This is a genomic window from Pseudomonas silesiensis (assembly GCF_001661075.1).
Lineage (GTDB): Bacteria > Pseudomonadota > Gammaproteobacteria > Pseudomonadales > Pseudomonadaceae > Aquipseudomonas > Aquipseudomonas silesiensis.
In genome coordinates, this window is the sequence record NZ_CP014870.1 from 1,694,914 (window position 1) to 1,710,995 (window position 16,082).

Genomic DNA, 16,082 nt, shown 5'->3' on the forward strand with positions numbered 1-16,082 from the left:
CAAGTGCTATTCCTGAACCTGGCCGCCACCGGCCGTGATCACTTGCACGCTCATGCGTGGCGTTGCCAGATCGAGCCCGGCCTCATCCAGATGGCGCTTGAGGGACAGGTTGAACGCCCGGGAAACCTCCCACTGCTTGATCGGTGCGGTCTTGAAGCGGGCGCGCAGGATCGCGTTGCCCGACTCGAAGCTCTCGACGCCCTGGATCTCCAGGGGCGACCATATATTGCGCCGTTGCAGCGGATCGTTGCGCATCTTCTGCCCGACGTCGCGCATCAGTTTGATCGCGTTATCGATGTCCATGTTGGACGGCACCGCCACCCGGAAGATCGCGTAGCCGAACTCCCGGGAGTAGTTCTTGATGCTTTTGATTTCGCTGAACGGAATGGTGTGGACGATGCCGTCGATGTCCCGCAGGCGCACGGTGCGGATGGTCAGGCCTTCGACGGTGCCCAGGTGGCCGCCGACGTCCACGTAGTCGTCGATGGCCAGGGAGTCTTCGATGATGATGAACAGCCCGGTGATCAGGTCGGCGACCAGCGACTGGGCACCGAAACCGATGGCCAGGCCGATCACCCCGGCACCGGCCAGCAGCGGTGTGACGTTCATGCCCATGTTGGCCAGGGCGACGATCAGCGCGATGATGAAAATGGCCACGAACAGCACGTTGCGGATCAGCGGCATCATCGTCTGCGCGCGGGCATTGGCCAGGCCTTTGCGCGAGCGGGTGAGGGCGTGGTGCACGGCGGTGTCGCTGAGAATCCAGATCAGCCAGGCAAAAATCAGCGTGCCGCCGAGGCTGAACAGTTTGACGCTGATTTCATGGCCTTCGCCCTCAGTGAAGGCGATGAACGACAGCCCCCAGACCCGCAGGCCGAGCTCGATGAATACCAGCCACACCAGCAGATGGGCGAGGGTGTAGAAGAAGCTTTTCAGGCGATCGGAGTACAGCGCATGACGCTTGGCGCTGCGCTGGGGCTTGAGGGAATGGCGGCGCACCAGCCCGTTGATGACCATGCACAACACCAGCAGCACGGTGCAGATCAGCGACTGACGCAATGCCGTGCTGGTGTCGCCGGCCGAGACGAACGTGGCGAACAGGGAGATGGCGACCAGCACCAGCGCCGGCACGTACCAGAAGGTGCCGAGAATATCGATGGTGTCGCTCAGGGCGCGTCGGGTCAGGCGTCGGGACAGCGGTTGGTTGCGGATCAGATGAGCGATCGGGCGGCGGAACCGCAGGATGAACAAGCCGGTGGACAGCGCCGCCAGCACGTTGGCGATCGTCGCGGCGGTATGCGCCAGGTGAGTGCCGAGGCTGGCGACCAGTCGCGGGTCACTCAGGGCTTCACCGAAGGCGGCGAAGCTGCCGATCAGCCACAGCGGCCGAAAGGCCTGATGGCGCAGGATGTACAAGGCGCGGTGGCGGTGCGGGCCGTCGAGCACGGAAAACGCGATCACGCAGATCGCCGAGAAACAAGTACCGACCACCAGCGCATAGGCCAGCACCATGGCCAGGCTTTTGCCCAGCGACGAGGGCAGCGCGTAGCTCATGTACACCGTGATCACCAAGGCAATCAGCCACGGCCCGAGTTTGCGCAGGGCAAAGCGCAGCATGTCCAGGGCCCTGGGGTGTTGCGGCAGTTCTTCGGTCAGGCCGAAGCGCATCCGCACCCGGTGCCCGAGCCAGATCAGCGCGGCGGCCAGCAGGCTCCAGATCATCAGGATCATGGCGAAGGCAAAGATGATCGGCAGCCATTCATTGGCCGGCAACAGCAGCGCCGCCAGTTCATCCTCGGCCAGTTCGAACTCTTGGGTCCAGCGCGTGAGCGGACTGTCGGCGCCGGAGAACTGTTTTTCGAAGTTGGCCAGGGTGCCGCCGATCAGGCCCAGAACGCCTTCTTCAGTAGCGGGCTGGGCTTTGAGGGTAGCATCGCGCAGCTTTTTCAGGTCGGTCAGCAACTGGGTCCGTTGCTGATCGTTCTCCAGCGACTTGATGACTTCGTCCAGGGACTGGCCCAGGGGTTCTTGCGCCTCGGGCTGGGCTTTCGCCGAGCCGCCGAGCAAGCCCGGCAAGCCGACCGCCTGGGCAGGGACCAGCGGCAGCAGCGTCATCAGGCAGACGAGTAAAAGGGAAGGCAGAGCAAAAAGACGAGCGAACACTAGGCGGTCAACCTCGGATGAGCGGATCGACCGAGTGTACGAGCCCGTCAAAATCAATGCGAGCCGGGTGAGGATTTATTCGTTGAGTTTGGCGAGGATCTTGAACACCACGGTGGCGAGGATCGTCAGCATGCCGATCCACATCGCGAACACGCCGAGGTTCTTGTCGCGGAAATTGAAGCCGATTGCCAGCATGATCATCCCGGCAAGAATCGGGATCAGCATGGCGTGGAACGAAGACATCGTGATCATGGGCGACGGCCTTGTCGGGAAGGATGATTGAAGTCTAGGTGGCTTTTCAACTGTAGGAGCGAGCTTGCTCCTGCAGGTTTACGCAAATCCCTGTAGGAGCGAGCTTGCTCGCGATGGACGTGAACGATAACGCTTGAAACCTGACACCCCGTGGCGCTCTCAGGTTCTTCGTCGGAACACCGCCCGGAGCAAGCTCGCTCCTACAAGGGTCATGGGCGGTTACGGCAACTCGCGGCAGGCGTAGAACGCGCCCAGCACCTTGACCAGGTGCGCCAGGTCATGGCTGCCGCACAGCTCGCGGATCGAGTGCATGGCGAACGTCGGCAAGCCGATGTCGACGGTGCGCACGCCCAGGTGGCTGGCGGTGATCGGGCCGATGGTCGAGCCGCAGCCCATGTCGCTGCGCACCACGAAGCTCTGCACCGGCACTTCTTCGGCCATGCACAAGTGGCGGAAGAACCCGGCGGTTTCGCTGTTGGTGGCGTAGCGCTGGTTGCTGTTGACCTTGATCACCGGGCCGGCATTGAGTTTCGGGCCGTGGTTGGCGTCGTGCTTGTCGGCGTAGTTGGGGTGCACGCCGTGGGCATTGTCGGCCGAGACCAGCAGGGATTTCTGAATGGTCCGTACGAATTCATCACCCTCGGGCAACAGGCGACGCAGGGTTTGCTCGAGCATCGGGCCATCGGCACCGCAAGCGGAGCTGGAGCCCACTTCTTCGTGATCATTGCACACCAGCACGCAGGTTTCGTCGGTCTCGGTCGTCAGCAAGGCTTGCAGGCCGGCGTAGCATGACAGCAGGTTGTCCAGGCGCGCACCGGCGATGAAGTCGCCATGCAGGCCAATGATCGCGGCGCTCTGGGTGTCGTAGAAGCTCAGCTCGTAATCCAGCACCACGTCGGCGTTCAGCCCGTGTTCCCGGGCAAGCTGGTCGGTGAGCACGGCGCGGAAGTCGACCCGTTCGTCACCGGCAAATTGCGCGAGGATCGGTGGCAGCTCGGTCTGGGCGTTGATGGCCCAACCCATATTGGCTTCGCGATTGAGGTGAATGGCCAGGTTCGGGATCGTGGCGATCGGAGCCTTGAAGTCGACCAGCTGACTCTCGACCTTGCCGTCGCGGCGAAAGGTCACGCGACCGGCCAGCGACAGATCGCGATCGAACCACGGCGCCAGCAGTGCGCCGCCATACACTTCCACGCCCAGTTGCCAGAAGCCCTGGCGTTGCAGTTCCGGCTGGGGCTTGACCCGCAGGCATGGGCTGTCGGTGTGGGCGCCGACCAGGCGAATCCCGCCGTGCAGCGGCGAGTGACGGCCCATCTTGATCGCAACGATCGAAGAGTCGTTACGGGTGACGTAGTAACGCCCATGGGCTTCGGTGGTCCAGGGCTCGCGCTCGTCCAGGCGTTGGAAGCCGGCCGCTTCCAGGCGTTGAACAAGGCTGGCGGTGGCATGAAAGGGGGTAGGGGAGGCCTTGAGGAAGTCGATCAGGCCTTGGTTCAACTCTTCGCGCATAAATAGCTCCAGACAGCAGTGGAGCCAGTTTAACGTATTGGTCGGGGGCTTTGGGCATGACGTGAACCGCTCACGTCAGCTCGCCGCCTCGAGCCGATTTATCAGGTACTTCATGATGATCCGCTCATCCTCGGGCTTTTCCGGCCGGGGCAGTTGCGCAGGCCAGCCCTGCTTCGTCTCCAGCAGCTTTTTCTGACGGCTGCGGTCCCAACGAAGAACCTCCCGCGAGGCACTTTCCCACCACTCGTGGCGGCAAGCCGTGTAGTACGGGTGATCGGGTGCCGCGCTGCCGTACAGCAGATCGCGCCCGACCTTTCTCAGCGGGCCGCGCTGGTGGCGCAACTTCCATTTTATTTTCAGCCGCTGCCAGGCCGAAGGAAAGGGTTTCGCCCGCGGTACACCACGGCACAGTTCGACCAGGTTCTGACTGAATGCCTCGCCATGCCGAGTGAAGAAAAGCGCCTGCATCGCGTGGAAAAAGCGTTTATCGGCAAAGTAGTGATAGATGTGCTTTTTGGTTTCACGTACAGGTTTGCCGTGCAGGGCGAACGACAGGGCGATCTGCTCGATGGTGTGAATGTCGAAGCCGTCGCGGGTCCATTCGTCGATGGACTGGATGGACGCTTCAAACATCGCCGTGTCGTGATCAGTCACGCCGCACACGCCGCTGTTGAATAGCTTGAAACCGTTATCCGCGGTGACGCCCCGGGCGCGCAGGCAACCGCCGAGCTTCCTGTAGTCGGGGCGTTCGTGGACGTTTTTCCAGTGGTATTCGAACCGGTCCATCAGGTAGTGCCCCGGTTCAATCCGATCAAGGATCTGCATCGGGTCGCGCAGGAACAAGGTGTCGGTGTCGATGAACAAGGTCTTTTGCGCCAGCGTCAGCCCATAGGCAATCGCGCAGGCCTTGCGGCGATGGTGGTAGCCGTTTGCGCCTTGCCACAGGGTCAGGGTTTCCTGGGTCAGGGTGACGGTTTCCACTGGCCAGCCGGCATAGTCCTGCGGACGATCCGTGAGGATTCTGATGCTCGGCAACTTGCCGTTCCTGGCGTGGGACAGCGCGGTCAAAATGCTGAACTTGGCTTCCCGCCGATACACCTCATGGTCGCCGTAGATCAGGTAAAGCAACTGGTGTCGGGTTTTTTCGACGGGTATCGCCAGGAAATCGGTACAACTCATCCGGATAACTATCCTTTCTCTGAAGCGGTGTGCTTAAAACGGTGCCGGGCATTCGAAGCGCAAGCGTTCGCCGGTTTGCGGATGGGTGAAGCTGAGCATGCTGGCGTGCAGGCACAGGCGCGGCCAGGCGGCCAGGGCCTGTTCATGCGCATAGAGCCCGTCACCCAACAGCGGATGACCGATGGACAGCATGTGCACGCGCAGTTGATGGGAGCGGCCGGTGATCGGTGTCAGTTCGACGCGGCACCAGTCGCCGCAACGTTCCAGCACGCGCCAGAAGGTCAGGGCATGCTTGCCGAACTCATGGTCCACCACGTGGCGTGGTTTGGTCGGCGGGTCGTAACGCAGGGGCAGATCGATGCTGCCGCTGTCGAGTGCCGGTTGGCCCCAGCACAATGCGGTGTAGGCTTTTTCGGTTTCGCGGTCGTGAAATTGCCGAGACAGCTCGCGATGAGTGTCCGGATCACGGGCCAGCAGAATAATGCCGGACGTTTCCCAATCCAGTCGATGGACGATTCGCGCTTCCGGGTAGCCGTTTTCTTGCAGGCGGGTAATCAGGCAGTCCTTGTTGTCGTCGGCCCGGCCAGGGACGGAAAGCAGCAGGGTCGGTTTATCCACCACCAATACGGCGGCGTCCTGATGGATGATGCGGATGTTGGACAGCGGCATTAAAACAGCCTCGTAACAAACGCCAACGGCGGCTCAGACCCCTTGGCACCCCGTAGGAGCGAAGCTTGCTCGCGAAAGCATCACCTCGGTCTATCAGGTAGACCGGGTTGCCGGCTTCGCGAGCAAGCTTCGCTCCTACGGAATGCGGGAAAGTCTGAGCCGCCGTGGCTCCTTTCGGATCGACTCAGCGATCCGGCAGGGTGATATTGAGTTCCAGGATCGAGCAGCTGCCCTGGTTTTCCAGAGCGACGTGCACGTCATCGGACCCGATATTGACGTACTTGCGGATCACTTCCACCAGTTCCTTCTGCAAGGCTGGCAAGTAATCCGGCGTACTGCGCTGGCCGCGTTCATGCGCCACGATGATCTGTAGACGCTCTTTCGCTACCGAGGCGGTACTTGGCTTCTTGTTGGCACGAAAGAAGTCAAAAATGTTCATTTACCTACCTCCAAACAAGCGCTCGAAGAATCCCTTCTTCGTGACATCGAGGAAGCGATGTTCCACGGTTTTACCCAGCAGGCGATCGACCGCATCGCTGTACGCCTGGCCGGCGTCGCTCTGATCGTCGAGAATCACCGGCACGCCGGAGTTGGAAGCCTTGAGTACCGCCTGGGATTCCGGAATGACACCCAGCAGGGCGACCGCCAGGATTTCCTTGACGTCTTCGACGCCGAGCATTTCGCCGTCACTGACCCGTTGTGGGTTGTAACGGGTCAACAACAAGTGTTCCTTGATCGGCTCTTCGCCGTTTTCAGCGCGTCGCGACTTGCTGGCCAGCAGGCCAAGCATGCGGTCCGAGTCACGTACCGAGGACACTTCCGGGTTGGTCACGATGATCGCTTCATCGGCGAAATACATCGCCAGGTGAGCACCTTTCTCGATGCCGGCCGGGGAATCGCAGACGACGAATTCGAAGTCTGCCTTGAGCGCCATCAGGACTTTTTCCACGCCTTCGACAGTCAGCGCGTCTTTGTCGCGGGTCTGACTGGCGGCCAGGACGTAGAGGTTCTCAAGGCGCTTGTCCTTGATCAGGGCTTGCTGCAGGTTGGCTTCGCCGTTCACCACGTTGACGAAGTCATACACCACGCGACGCTCGCAACCCATGATCAGGTCGAGGTTACGCAGGCCGACGTCGAAGTCGACGATGACTGTTTTGTGACCACGCAGAGCGAGGCCGGTACCGATAGCGGCGCTGGTGGTGGTCTTACCCACACCACCCTTGCCGGATGTAACCACGAGAATCTTGGCCAAGGTGTTTCACCCCTAAGGAAAAAGGACATTTAGCCCCTGAAAAACATCTCTTGAAAAACTACTGCAGTCGGACAGCCTTGGCTGGAATCCGGTTCAGAGCGGCACTTACTTGCGGTAAACACTACTTGTAGCCTTTTTCCTACTTCGTTTGAGCCGTTTTCGCTGCGTTTTAGAGATGCTTGGAAAATGCGGCAGTATCCGTTAAAGCCGAATGATGTTCAACACATCGCCCGACAGGCTGACCTGCACGCCCGATCCCCACAAAGGGTCGCGACGCAGATCCTCCGAAACTTTGTAGTGACCTGCAATGGAGACTAGTTCAGCGCTCATCTGCTGGCAGAAAATCCTGGCTTTGGTGTCGCCTTTGACCCCGGCCAATACACGACCACGCATCGGGCCGTATACATGGATGTTCCCATCGGCGAGAAGTTCCGCCCCGGGACTGACCGACGAGACCACTACCAGATCGCAACCCTGGGCATAAATCTGCTGGCCACCGCGTACGGGCGACGTGATGATCTTGGTCGGCTTGATCGTTGGCTCCGGCGGTTTTTCCGGTTTTTTCTTTACCTCGCCTTCGTGCGGGTCCAGCGCACGTTCCCGGGCACCGGACGGTGGCAGCACCGGGAGGTCGACCGCGATGGCGGCGGCGATGTCCTCGATTCGGCTGGCGCGGATCGCCAGGGTGCGCAGGCCGTGCTGGCGGCAAATGCGCATCAGGCCTGGCAGATCGACGGCGCCTTCGTGGGGCGGCAGTTTGTCCAGGGCCAGCACCAACGGCGCGTTACTGAAGAAGTTGGGCGCCTGGGCCACCTTGGCGGCCAGTTGCCGATCGAGGTTCTCGAGGTCGTTACGGGCCAGTTCCAGCACCGTGATGGCAAGCATGCTGCCCTTCAACTGGAACACGGGATCTTGGTCTAGCGGATCGATTTTGCTCATGTCGGCATACAACGGCTTGTCACTAAAAGTGCCGAGACTTATAACGAGAACGCCCGCGGGCCGCAAGCCGGGTCGAACGATGTAGAATGCGCGGCCACTGTCTTGACGGAAGCTTTAATGGATCGTCCGCGTTTTCGAACAGCATTTATTTCTCCGCGTTTCTGGCCGCTGTGGTGCGGGCTGGGGCTGTTGTGGCTGATTGTCCAGTTGCCGTACCCGGCATTGCTGGCAATCGGTCGCGCCCTGGGTGCATTGATGTATCGAGTGGCCGGCGACAGACGGCGCATTGCCAAGCGCAATCTGGAGCTGTGTTTCCCAGAAAAAACCGCCGCCGAGCGCAAGCGCCTGCTCAAGGATAACTTCGCCTCCACCGGCATCGCCTTCTTCGAGATGGCCATGAGCTGGTGGTGGTCGCGGGAACGCCTGGCGAAACTGGCCCATGTCGAAGGGCTGGAGCACTTGCAAAAGGCCCAGCGCGAAGGCAAGGGCGTGATCCTGATGGCCGTGCATTTCACCACGCTGGAAATCGGCGCGGCGTTGCTCGGCCAGCAACACACCATCGACGGCATGTACCGCGAGCACAAGAATCCGTTGTTCGACTATATCCAGCGTCGTGGTCGCGAGCGGCACAACCTCGACTCGCTGGCGGTGGAGCGCGACGACGTGCGGGGCATGCTCAAACTGCTGCGGGCCGGCCGGGCCATCTGGTACGCACCGGACCAGGACTACGGCGCCAAACAAAGTATCTTCGTGCCGCTGTTCGGCATTCAGGCCGCGACCGTCACCGCCACCAGCAAGTTTGCCCGGCTGGGCAAGTCGCTGGTGGTGCCGTTCACCCAGGAGCGCCTGGCGGACGGCAGCGGTTATCGACTGGTGATCCATGCGCCGCTCGAGGGTTTCCCCGGCGAGAGCGAAGAAGCCGATTGCATTCGCATCAATCAGTGGGTCGAAGGCGTGTTGCGCGAATGTCCGCAGCAATACCTGTGGGCCCATCGCCGCTTCAAGAGCCGACCGCCGGGCGAGCCCAAGCTGTACGCGAAACGCGGTTGATCGACCCCTGTAGGAGCAGCCGGTCGACGCTCGATTGCTCGCGAAAAACTTGAGAGCACCGCGGGGTGTCAGGCTGCGAACGTCATCGTTGACGACCTTCGCGAGCAAGCTCGCTCCTACAGGTATTGTATTAGGCAGGATTGGAGCAATGACATCCGATCCAGCACGATGGAGATTGCCATGAGTCCTGCTGAACCGGTCACAGGCTTGATTCTTTCCGGTGGCGGGGCCCGGGCGGCCTATCAGGTCGGTGTGCTGGCGGCGATTGCCGAACTGCTGCCGGTGGGTGCCAGCAATCCGTTTCCGGTAATCGTCGGCACGTCGGCCGGGGCGATCAACGCGGTCAGCCTGGCCAGTGGGGCGATGGATTTTCGCGGCGCCATCGAAGCGCTTACCGCGTTCTGGCAGGGCTTTCGCAGTCACCTGGTATTGCGCAGTGACTGGCCCGGTGTGATCCATCAGGCCAGCCGTTTTGTCAGTCACAACCTGATGGGCATCGGCGCCCAGGTTCCGGTGGCCCTGCTCAACAGTTCTCCGCTGCGCGGGTTGCTTAACGACAAATTGAACATGACCGGGATTGACCAAGCCATTGCGCAGAAGCAGCTGCAGGCAGTGGCGGTGACCGCGTTCGGTTACGAGTCCGGTCAGGCCGTCACGTTTTATCAGGGCGGCGGCACCATCGACGCCTGGTTGCGCCATCGACGAATCGGCGTGCCGACCCAATTGACGGTCGAACATCTGCTGGCGAGTTCCGCCATTCCCTTGCTCTTCGCTCCGGTAAAAATCGGCGAAGAGTATTTCGGCGATGGCGCGGTACGCCAGTCGGCACCGATCAGCCCGGCCCTGCACCTGGGTGCCAGCCGGGTGCTGGTGGTGGGCGTCAGCGGCAACCCCCGCGGTGTCGACCCGCAGCAGCCGCTGCAACGCGCCTACACCGGTCAGCAGCCGACCCTGGCGCAGATTGGCGGGCACATGCTCAACAGCACGTTCATCGACAGTCTGGAAAGCGACATCGAGTTGCTGCAGCGTCTGAATCAGTTCGGTCATCTGTTGCCCGACGGCACACCGACCCGTGCGCTCGGCGTGGCGCCGGTGGAGGTGCTGGTGATTTCACCGAGCCAGCCGATCGATGAAATTGCCGCGCGCCATCGCCAGGAATTGCCGGCGGCACTGCGCCTGTTTCTGCGCGGGCCGGGGGCGACCAAGACCAGCGGGGCGGGGGTGTTGAGTTATCTGCTGTTCGAGGCGGGGTATTGCAGCGAGTTGATTGAACTGGGGCGGCGGGATGCGTTGGCCAAGCGGGGTGAGTTGTCCCGGTTTCTCGGGTTGGCGGAATCTGTGGTTCCCGCTTGAAATCGGCAGTGCGGCCATCGTCGGAACGCCGCCCGGAGCAAGCCCGCTCCCACAGGTGTTGTGTCGTTCGCCAATCAGGTGAACGACTCAAAACCCTGTGGGAGCGGGCTTGCCCGCGATGGCGTCCTCACTAACGCCACTGAATCAGAAGTGGAGCTTCACCAAAAAGCTCGTGGTGCTCTGATCGGTCTTGAACACCTGGCTATCCTTGATCCCATACTTATCCGACCAATAGTCATACTCCACACCCACATACAACTGCTTCTCACCAAAATTCAGCGCCTTGCCCAAGTCATATTTAACCTGCGGGTTGAAGTGCAGGTTGGCGTGGTAGTCGCCTTTGGAATTCGAGTCGTTATCCACCACCCAGTCCATGAAACCATCGATCAGGATGTTCGAATCGCCGACCGGAATGGTGTAGGACCACACCGGCGTGATCTGCCAGACGTTGTCGCCCGCACGGCTGCCTTCGGTGTGGCGCTGATAGAAGTTCAGCTGGAAGTAATCGAAGCCCGGGATGGCCAGGTCGAAACCCGGACCGATCAGGTACGACTCGGTATCGCCTTCACCGAACTCGTAGGTCATGGCCAGCAGGACGTCTTTGATCGGGCCGAATTCGATTTTCTGGTCGAGGACCTTGCCCAGGGAAATGCGCGGCTGGAACTCACCGTAATAGGTGTTCGGGCCGGCGTTGAAGTCTTTTTCACCGTTGTAGAAGATCTTGTCGACGAAGAAAAAGTTATCCCCATAGGTCCAGGCGTCGGCATGTTCGAAGGTGACGGTCTGCTGGATGCGCGGGTTGACCTGGAAGTCCTTGCCATACAGATAGGTCAGGCTGTTGTTCTGCCATTGCAGCAGGTCGGCGGCCATGGCCTGGCCACCGGCCAGCAAGGATCCCGCGAGCATCAGGCTAGTGCACGTACGTTTCATTCGGTTGCTCCCAAAAAGTTGGTGTTCCACGTTATTTTTCTAAGGTCGGCGCTCTGGTTTGGCGCCTTTTTCTTTAACTGTAAAAATTCATCCAATCGGTCAGCTTCGGTGCTGTTGCACAGCGCTGGGCCAAGGCGTTCGACAAGCAAAAAAACTCCCGCTCGGCTGTTCGAGAACAGTCGATTGAGAGGGGGGGTGGAATGCCTTGATACCGTCCAGAGCCGGGATAAGTTGGCTTTCTGGTCAGGAATTAAATCCGGGCTTTTTTTTAAAGCGGATTCGGGCGGCGGCGGAGAATACTGACTCCTTGGCCAGGTCTCAAGTGCCCCGCAACAGCGCACCGATGACAGGACGGGGGCACGGTTGCGGGTCATCTTAAAAGTGCACCTTCACCAGCAGGCTGGTGGTGTTCTCATTGGTGTCGAAGTTGCCGTTGTTTTCGATGCCGTATTTGTCTTTCCAATAGCTGTATTCGACGCCGACGTACACCTGTTTCTCCCGCCAGCCCATGGCCTTGCCCAGGTCGTACTTGATCTGCGGGTTGAAGTGCAGGTTGGCGTGATAAGTGCCATGTGAGTTCTGGTCGTTATCCACGACCCAGTCGATGTAGCCGTCGATCAACAGGTTCGAGTTGCCCAATGGCAGGGAGTAGGACCAGGCCGGCGTGATCTGCCAGACATCGTCGCCGGGACGCGAGCCTTCGGTCTGGCGATAGTAGAAGTTCAAGGTGAAAAAGTTGAAGCCCGGTACCGCGAGGTCGAAACCGGGGCCGATCAGATAGGCCTCGGTGTCGTCTTCGCCATTCTCGTAGGTCATGGCCAGCAACACGTCCTTGATCGGGCCGAATTCGACGCGGCGGTCAAGGATTTTGCCGAAGGAGAGGCGCGGACTGAACTCGCCGTAATAGGCGTGAACGCCTTTGTTTCGATCCTTCTCGCCGTTGTAATACGTGCTGTCGACGAACAGGAAATTGTCGCCGTACTTCCAGCGGTCGGCATGCTCGAACGTCACCGTTTGCTGGATCGACGGATTGACCGCGAAGTCCTTGCCATACAGGTAGCTCAGGCTGTTGGTTTGCCACAGCAGTAAATCGCCGGCCATGGCCTGACTGGCGACCAGAAGACCGCCGCACAACACCATGTTTGTCTGTGTCCGAATCATCTGTTGCTCCCTCTTGTTTTTATTGTTTGAGGCGCAGGCAGCCACTGACCTCTGTAGGAGCTGGCGTGCCAGCGAAGAGGCCGCAACTTTCACCATCTATGTTGTCTGACACACCGCCTTCGCCGGCAAGCCGGCTCCCACAGGGGGGGGCGGCGTTACCGGGTCAATGCGGGTGCGCGTGGCAATCGTTGATGGCCGCGCGTTCGGCGCCGCCGAGGATGTTGAACAGCAGGTTCAGCGCCAGCGCACTCAAGGTCGCCATCGCGATGCCGCTGTGGGTAATCGGGCTCATCCACAACGGCAGGTGCGCGAAGAATTCCGGGCGCACCACCGGGATCAACCCCATGCCGATGCTGACCGCCACCAGCAACTGGTTGCGACGGTCACCGATGTCGGCTTCCTGAAGAATCTTGATGCCGGTGGCGGCGACCATGCCGAACATCGCGATGGCTGCACCGCCCAATACCGCCGGTGGAATCGACGCCACCAGGAAGGCCGCTTTCGGCAGCAGGCTCAGCACCACCAGCAAACCGCCGGCAACGATCGTCACCGAGCGGCAACGCACGCCCGTCATCTGCACCAGGCCGATATTCTGGGCGAAGGAGGAGTGGGTGAAGGTGTTGAAGAACCCGGCGAAGAACGAGGCGCCGGCATCGCAGAGCAAACCGCGACGCAGCATACGCGGGCAGACTTCCTGGCCGGTGATCTTGCCCAGCGCAAGGAACATCCCGGTGGACTCGACGAAGATGATCACCACCACCAGGCACATGGAAAGAATCGGCGCGAGCTCGAACTTCGGCATGCCGAAATGCAGGGGGGTGACGATTTGCAGCCACGGCGCCTGGGCCATGCCGCTGAGGTCGACCATGCCGATCAAGCCGCAGATCACGTAGCCCAGGCACATGCCGATCAGCACGGAAATGTTGACCCAGAAACCGCGCATGAAGCGATGAACCAGCAGAATGGTGGCCAGCACCAGGGCGGCGATGGCGAGGTAAATCGGCGAGCCGAATTGTGCGGCGCCAGCGCCGCCACCGGCCCAGTTCACCGCCACGGGGAACAGCGACAAACCGATCGAGGTAATGACCGTGCCGGTCACCAGCGGCGGGAAGAAGCGGACGACCTTGGACATGAACGGCGCGATGAGCATGCCGAAGAACCCGGCGGCGATGGTCGCGCCGAAGATCCCCTGCATGCCGATGCCCGGCATGCCGGCCATCGCCACCATGCTGCCGACAGCCGCGAAACTGGCGCCCATCATCACCGGCATGCGGATGCCCATTGGGCCGATGCCCAGCGATTGGACGATGGTGGCGATCCCGGCGACCAGCAGGTCGGCGTTGATCAGGAAGGCGATTTCTTCACGACTCAGGCCAGCGGCCTGTCCGATGATCAGCGGCACGGCGATGGCTCCGCCGTACATCAGCAAGACGTGTTGCAGGCCGACCAGGATCAGTTGCAAAAGGGGCAAACGCTGAATGGCGGGTGCGTCGGGGATGCGGGCTTCGGATAGCTCGGACATGCAACACCTCGGATCTTTTTTATTCTTGTGATTATTTGCAACAGGTAGACCGCGTTGCGGCCGTTCGCGGGCAAGCCTCGCTCCTACAGGGACACTGCATATCCGTAGGAGCGAGGCTTGCCCGCGAAGCTTTCAGCGATTATTGAGTCGGAGCACCCTGCACAATCCACGCACCAATCAGGTCACGTTCCTGCTGGGTCATCTGGGTGATGTTGCCCAGCGGCATGATCTGACTGGTGACGGCTTGCGCCTGGATCCGCGCAGCGTTCTGACGGATCTGCTCGGGGGTATCGAACATCACGCCCGCCGGTGCCGCACTGAACAGCGGGCTGGTCGGTTTGGCCGAATGACAGACCGTGCAGCGTTCCTGAATCACGTTGTGCACCTTGTCAAAGCCAGGACCTGCGTTGGACGCTTGCGCCGGTGCGGTGGCAGGCGCTTCTGCGGGTTTTGCTTCTGCCGGTTTCAAACCACCGCCCACTGCTGTTTCCGGCAGAGGCTGGTATTGGATCTTCGCTGGGGCGTTGGCCACTTCAGGCGCGCTGGACATCGGCTTCGGACCGGACACATAAGCCAGGCAAATCATGCCCACCGCTGCCACGGGCAGGGTCCAGGCATATTTGTGGCTGTCGTGACGGGTGTTGAAGTAGTGACGCACCAACACCGCCAGCACCGCGATCCCGGCCAGGATCAGCCAGTTGTACTGGCTGCCATAGGTGCTCGGGAAGTGGTTGCTGATCATGATGAACAGCACCGGCAAGGTGAAGTAGTTGTTGTGACGCGAACGCAGCAGGCCTTTGGCCGGCAGCGCCGGATCGGGCGTGCGGTTCTCGGCGATCGCCGCCACCAGTGCCCGTTGCGCCGGCATGATGATGCGGAACACGTTGCCGACCATGATGGTGCCGATGATCGCGCCGACGTGCAGGTAGGCACCACGACCGCTGAACACCTTGCTGAAGCCGTAGGCGGCGCCAATGATCAGCACGAACAGGATGAAACCGAGCAGGGCAGGGCGTTTACCCAGGGCCGAGTCGCAGAGGAAGGAGTAGACGAACCAGCCGACGAACAACGAACCGATGCCCAGCAGAACACCTTCAGGGCCGGTCAGGCTGCTGCCCGGAGCGAGCAGGTACAGGGTCGGGTTGGAGTAGAACACCACGCACAGCAGCGCGATCCCCGACAGCCAGGTGAAGTAGGCTTCCCATTTGAACCAGTGCAGGTTGTCCGGCATGGTGGGTGGGGCCAGCTTGTATTTTTCCAGGTGATAGATACCGCCGCCATGGATCGCCCACAAATCGCCGGCCAGGCCGCTTTTCGGGTTGACCCGGTTGAGGTTGTTCTCCAGCCAGACGAAATAGAACGACGCACCGATCCAGGCCACGCCAGTAATCATGTGAACCCAGCGCACGCTCAGGTTCAGCCATTCCAACAGATGTGCTTCCACAGTCTTTACCTCTCGCCTGTCACTCTGTTGTCGAGTGATCAGACCTTCTCTTATTGGTGGGGGGCAAGGATCAAACGCTCATCCTCTTTGAAAAAATGCTCATCGCAGTTATTGCCTGTGCCACTGCGATCAACCACCAGGAAGTCATCCCGCTTTTCGATCGTCAGCACCGGGTGGTGCCAGACGCCGCGATGGTAATTAATGCCCTGCCTGCCGTTGGTGACGAAGGCGCGGACCAAGCCTGATACAGGTTCATCGCCAAGTGGCGCGACCACGATCAGAAAAGGGTTGCCGAGCAGCGGAATGAAAGCCTGGCTGCCCAGCGGGTGACGCTCCAGCATGCAGACGGTCAGCGGCATGTCCTGCACGTCGGCGCGGAAGATGCTGATGATCGCGTTGTCCTCTGGCGTGGCGGTTTCCACCGTCGCCAGTTTGTGAAAGCGCATCGTCGAACCGTTGTTGATCATGAAGTGATCGCTGCCGTCGGTTTCGATCACGTCACCGAAAGGGGCGAAGGCTTCTTTGGTCAGCGGTTCAATCGTCAATGTGCGCATGCTGGTCTTCTTTTCCGAATTCAATGTTGTTTGTTCTGGCGTCTTCGCGGGCAAGCCTCGCTCCTACGGTCGGTGATACCTGTAGGAGCGAGGCTTGCCCGCGAG

16 protein-coding genes are annotated in these 16,082 nt (G+C 60.6%); 2 read left to right on the top strand and 14 right to left on the bottom strand.

What is annotated here, in order from left to right:
* Positions 1 to 6: 6 nt before the first annotated feature.
* From PMA3_RS07745 to minC, 8 genes are all read right to left on the bottom strand, one after another.
* Complete coding sequence (locus tag PMA3_RS07745; protein ID WP_064676604.1) at positions 7 to 2,163, bottom strand: mechanosensitive ion channel family protein; 2,157 nt, start codon at positions 2,161 to 2,163, stop codon at positions 7 to 9.
* Between the two features lie 75 nt (positions 2,164 to 2,238).
* On the bottom strand, positions 2,239 to 2,415 hold the full coding sequence (locus PMA3_RS32785) for a hypothetical protein (protein WP_167355113.1): 177 nt from the start codon (positions 2,413 to 2,415) through the stop codon (positions 2,239 to 2,241).
* 219 nt (positions 2,416 to 2,634) lie between these two features.
* A complete protein-coding gene (locus tag PMA3_RS07750; protein WP_064676605.1) occupies positions 2,635 to 3,924 on the bottom strand; it encodes a M18 family aminopeptidase in 1,290 nt (429 codons plus the stop codon).
* A gap of 75 nt (positions 3,925 to 3,999) precedes the next feature.
* A complete protein-coding gene (locus tag PMA3_RS07755; RefSeq protein ID WP_064676606.1) occupies positions 4,000 to 5,103 on the bottom strand; it encodes a hypothetical protein in 1,104 nt (367 codons plus the stop codon).
* A gap of 33 nt (positions 5,104 to 5,136) precedes the next feature.
* A complete protein-coding gene (locus tag PMA3_RS07760; RefSeq protein WP_064676607.1) occupies positions 5,137 to 5,772 on the bottom strand; it encodes an RluA family pseudouridine synthase in 636 nt (211 codons plus the stop codon).
* 184 nt (positions 5,773 to 5,956) lie between these two features.
* Positions 5,957 to 6,211, bottom strand: coding sequence for a cell division topological specificity factor MinE (gene minE / locus PMA3_RS07765; RefSeq protein ID WP_007944431.1), 255 nt, complete (start codon positions 6,209 to 6,211; stop codon positions 5,957 to 5,959).
* A complete protein-coding gene (minD, locus tag PMA3_RS07770; RefSeq protein WP_064676608.1) occupies positions 6,212 to 7,024 on the bottom strand; it encodes a septum site-determining protein MinD in 813 nt (270 codons plus the stop codon).
* A gap of 201 nt (positions 7,025 to 7,225) precedes the next feature.
* On the bottom strand, positions 7,226 to 7,963 hold the full coding sequence (gene minC, locus PMA3_RS07775) for a septum site-determining protein MinC (protein ID WP_064676609.1): 738 nt from the start codon (positions 7,961 to 7,963) through the stop codon (positions 7,226 to 7,228).
* A gap of 117 nt (positions 7,964 to 8,080) precedes the next feature.
* On the opposite strand from minC, the gene PMA3_RS07780 reads away from it, so the two are divergent.
* Both PMA3_RS07780 and PMA3_RS07785 read left to right on the top strand, forming a co-directional pair.
* Positions 8,081 to 9,013, top strand: coding sequence for a lipid A biosynthesis lauroyl acyltransferase (locus tag PMA3_RS07780; RefSeq protein WP_064676610.1), 933 nt, complete (start codon positions 8,081 to 8,083; stop codon positions 9,011 to 9,013).
* A gap of 180 nt (positions 9,014 to 9,193) precedes the next feature.
* Complete coding sequence (locus tag PMA3_RS07785; RefSeq protein WP_064676611.1) at positions 9,194 to 10,366, top strand: patatin-like phospholipase family protein; 1,173 nt, start codon at positions 9,194 to 9,196, stop codon at positions 10,364 to 10,366.
* A gap of 144 nt (positions 10,367 to 10,510) precedes the next feature.
* Here the strand turns inward: PMA3_RS07785 and PMA3_RS07790 are convergent, their stop codons facing one another.
* The 6 genes from PMA3_RS07790 to PMA3_RS07810 form a co-directional block, all read right to left on the bottom strand.
* Complete coding sequence (locus tag PMA3_RS07790) at positions 10,511 to 11,296, bottom strand: outer membrane protein OmpK (RefSeq protein ID WP_064676612.1); 786 nt, start codon at positions 11,294 to 11,296, stop codon at positions 10,511 to 10,513.
* Positions 11,293 to 11,670 carry a hypothetical protein gene (locus PMA3_RS32405; protein WP_152032241.1) on the bottom strand — a complete coding sequence of 126 codons (378 nt, stop codon included), beginning with the start codon at positions 11,668 to 11,670 and terminating at the stop codon, positions 11,293 to 11,295. The genes PMA3_RS07790 and PMA3_RS32405 overlap by 4 nt, the downstream gene beginning before the upstream one ends.
* A gap of 1 nt (position 11,671) precedes the next feature.
* Positions 11,672 to 12,457 carry an outer membrane protein OmpK gene (locus PMA3_RS07795; RefSeq protein WP_064676613.1) on the bottom strand — a complete coding sequence of 262 codons (786 nt, stop codon included), beginning with the start codon at positions 12,455 to 12,457 and terminating at the stop codon, positions 11,672 to 11,674.
* Positions 12,458 to 12,620: 163 nt separating this feature from the next.
* Complete coding sequence (locus PMA3_RS07800) at positions 12,621 to 13,979, bottom strand: nucleobase:cation symporter-2 family protein (RefSeq protein ID WP_064676614.1); 1,359 nt, start codon at positions 13,977 to 13,979, stop codon at positions 12,621 to 12,623.
* A gap of 139 nt (positions 13,980 to 14,118) precedes the next feature.
* Entirely contained in the window at positions 14,119 to 15,423 is a 1,305-nt protein-coding gene (locus PMA3_RS07805; RefSeq protein ID WP_064676615.1) for a urate hydroxylase PuuD, read from the bottom strand.
* A 50-nt stretch (positions 15,424 to 15,473) separates the two neighbouring features.
* Positions 15,474 to 15,977 (bottom strand): ureidoglycolate lyase, encoded by a 504-nt coding sequence (locus PMA3_RS07810; protein WP_064676616.1) that lies wholly within the window; start codon positions 15,975 to 15,977, stop codon positions 15,474 to 15,476.
* Positions 15,978 to 16,082 lie beyond the last annotated feature (105 nt).

What these genes read in the sequence shown, in the direction of transcription:
- PMA3_RS32785 (WP_167355113.1), bottom strand. Translation starts at nt 2,415, where the DNA reads ATGATCACGATGTCTTCGTTCCACGCCATGCTGATCCCGATTCTTGCC.
- PMA3_RS07750 (WP_064676605.1), bottom strand. Translation starts at nt 3,924, where the DNA reads ATGCGCGAAGAGTTGAACCAAGGCCTGATCGACTTCCTCAAGGCCTCC.
- PMA3_RS07755 (WP_064676606.1), bottom strand. Translation starts at nt 5,103, where the DNA reads ATGAGTTGTACCGATTTCCTGGCGATACCCGTCGAAAAAACCCGACAC.
- PMA3_RS07760 (WP_064676607.1), bottom strand. Translation starts at nt 5,772, where the DNA reads ATGCCGCTGTCCAACATCCGCATCATCCATCAGGACGCCGCCGTATTG.
- minE (WP_007944431.1), bottom strand. Translation starts at nt 6,211, where the DNA reads ATGAACATTTTTGACTTCTTTCGTGCCAACAAGAAGCCAAGTACCGCC.
- minC (WP_064676609.1), bottom strand. Translation starts at nt 7,963, where the DNA reads ATGAGCAAAATCGATCCGCTAGACCAAGATCCCGTGTTCCAGTTGAAG.
- PMA3_RS07780 (WP_064676610.1), top strand. Translation starts at nt 8,081, where the DNA reads ATGGATCGTCCGCGTTTTCGAACAGCATTTATTTCTCCGCGTTTCTGG.
- PMA3_RS07785 (WP_064676611.1), top strand. Translation starts at nt 9,194, where the DNA reads ATGAGTCCTGCTGAACCGGTCACAGGCTTGATTCTTTCCGGTGGCGGG.
- PMA3_RS07790 (WP_064676612.1), bottom strand. Translation starts at nt 11,296, where the DNA reads ATGAAACGTACGTGCACTAGCCTGATGCTCGCGGGATCCTTGCTGGCC.
- PMA3_RS32405 (WP_152032241.1), bottom strand. Translation starts at nt 11,670, where the DNA reads ATGACCCGCAACCGTGCCCCCGTCCTGTCATCGGTGCGCTGTTGCGGG.
- PMA3_RS07795 (WP_064676613.1), bottom strand. Translation starts at nt 12,457, where the DNA reads ATGATTCGGACACAGACAAACATGGTGTTGTGCGGCGGTCTTCTGGTC.
- PMA3_RS07800 (WP_064676614.1), bottom strand. Translation starts at nt 13,979, where the DNA reads ATGTCCGAGCTATCCGAAGCCCGCATCCCCGACGCACCCGCCATTCAG.
- PMA3_RS07810 (WP_064676616.1), bottom strand. Translation starts at nt 15,977, where the DNA reads ATGCGCACATTGACGATTGAACCGCTGACCAAAGAAGCCTTCGCCCCT.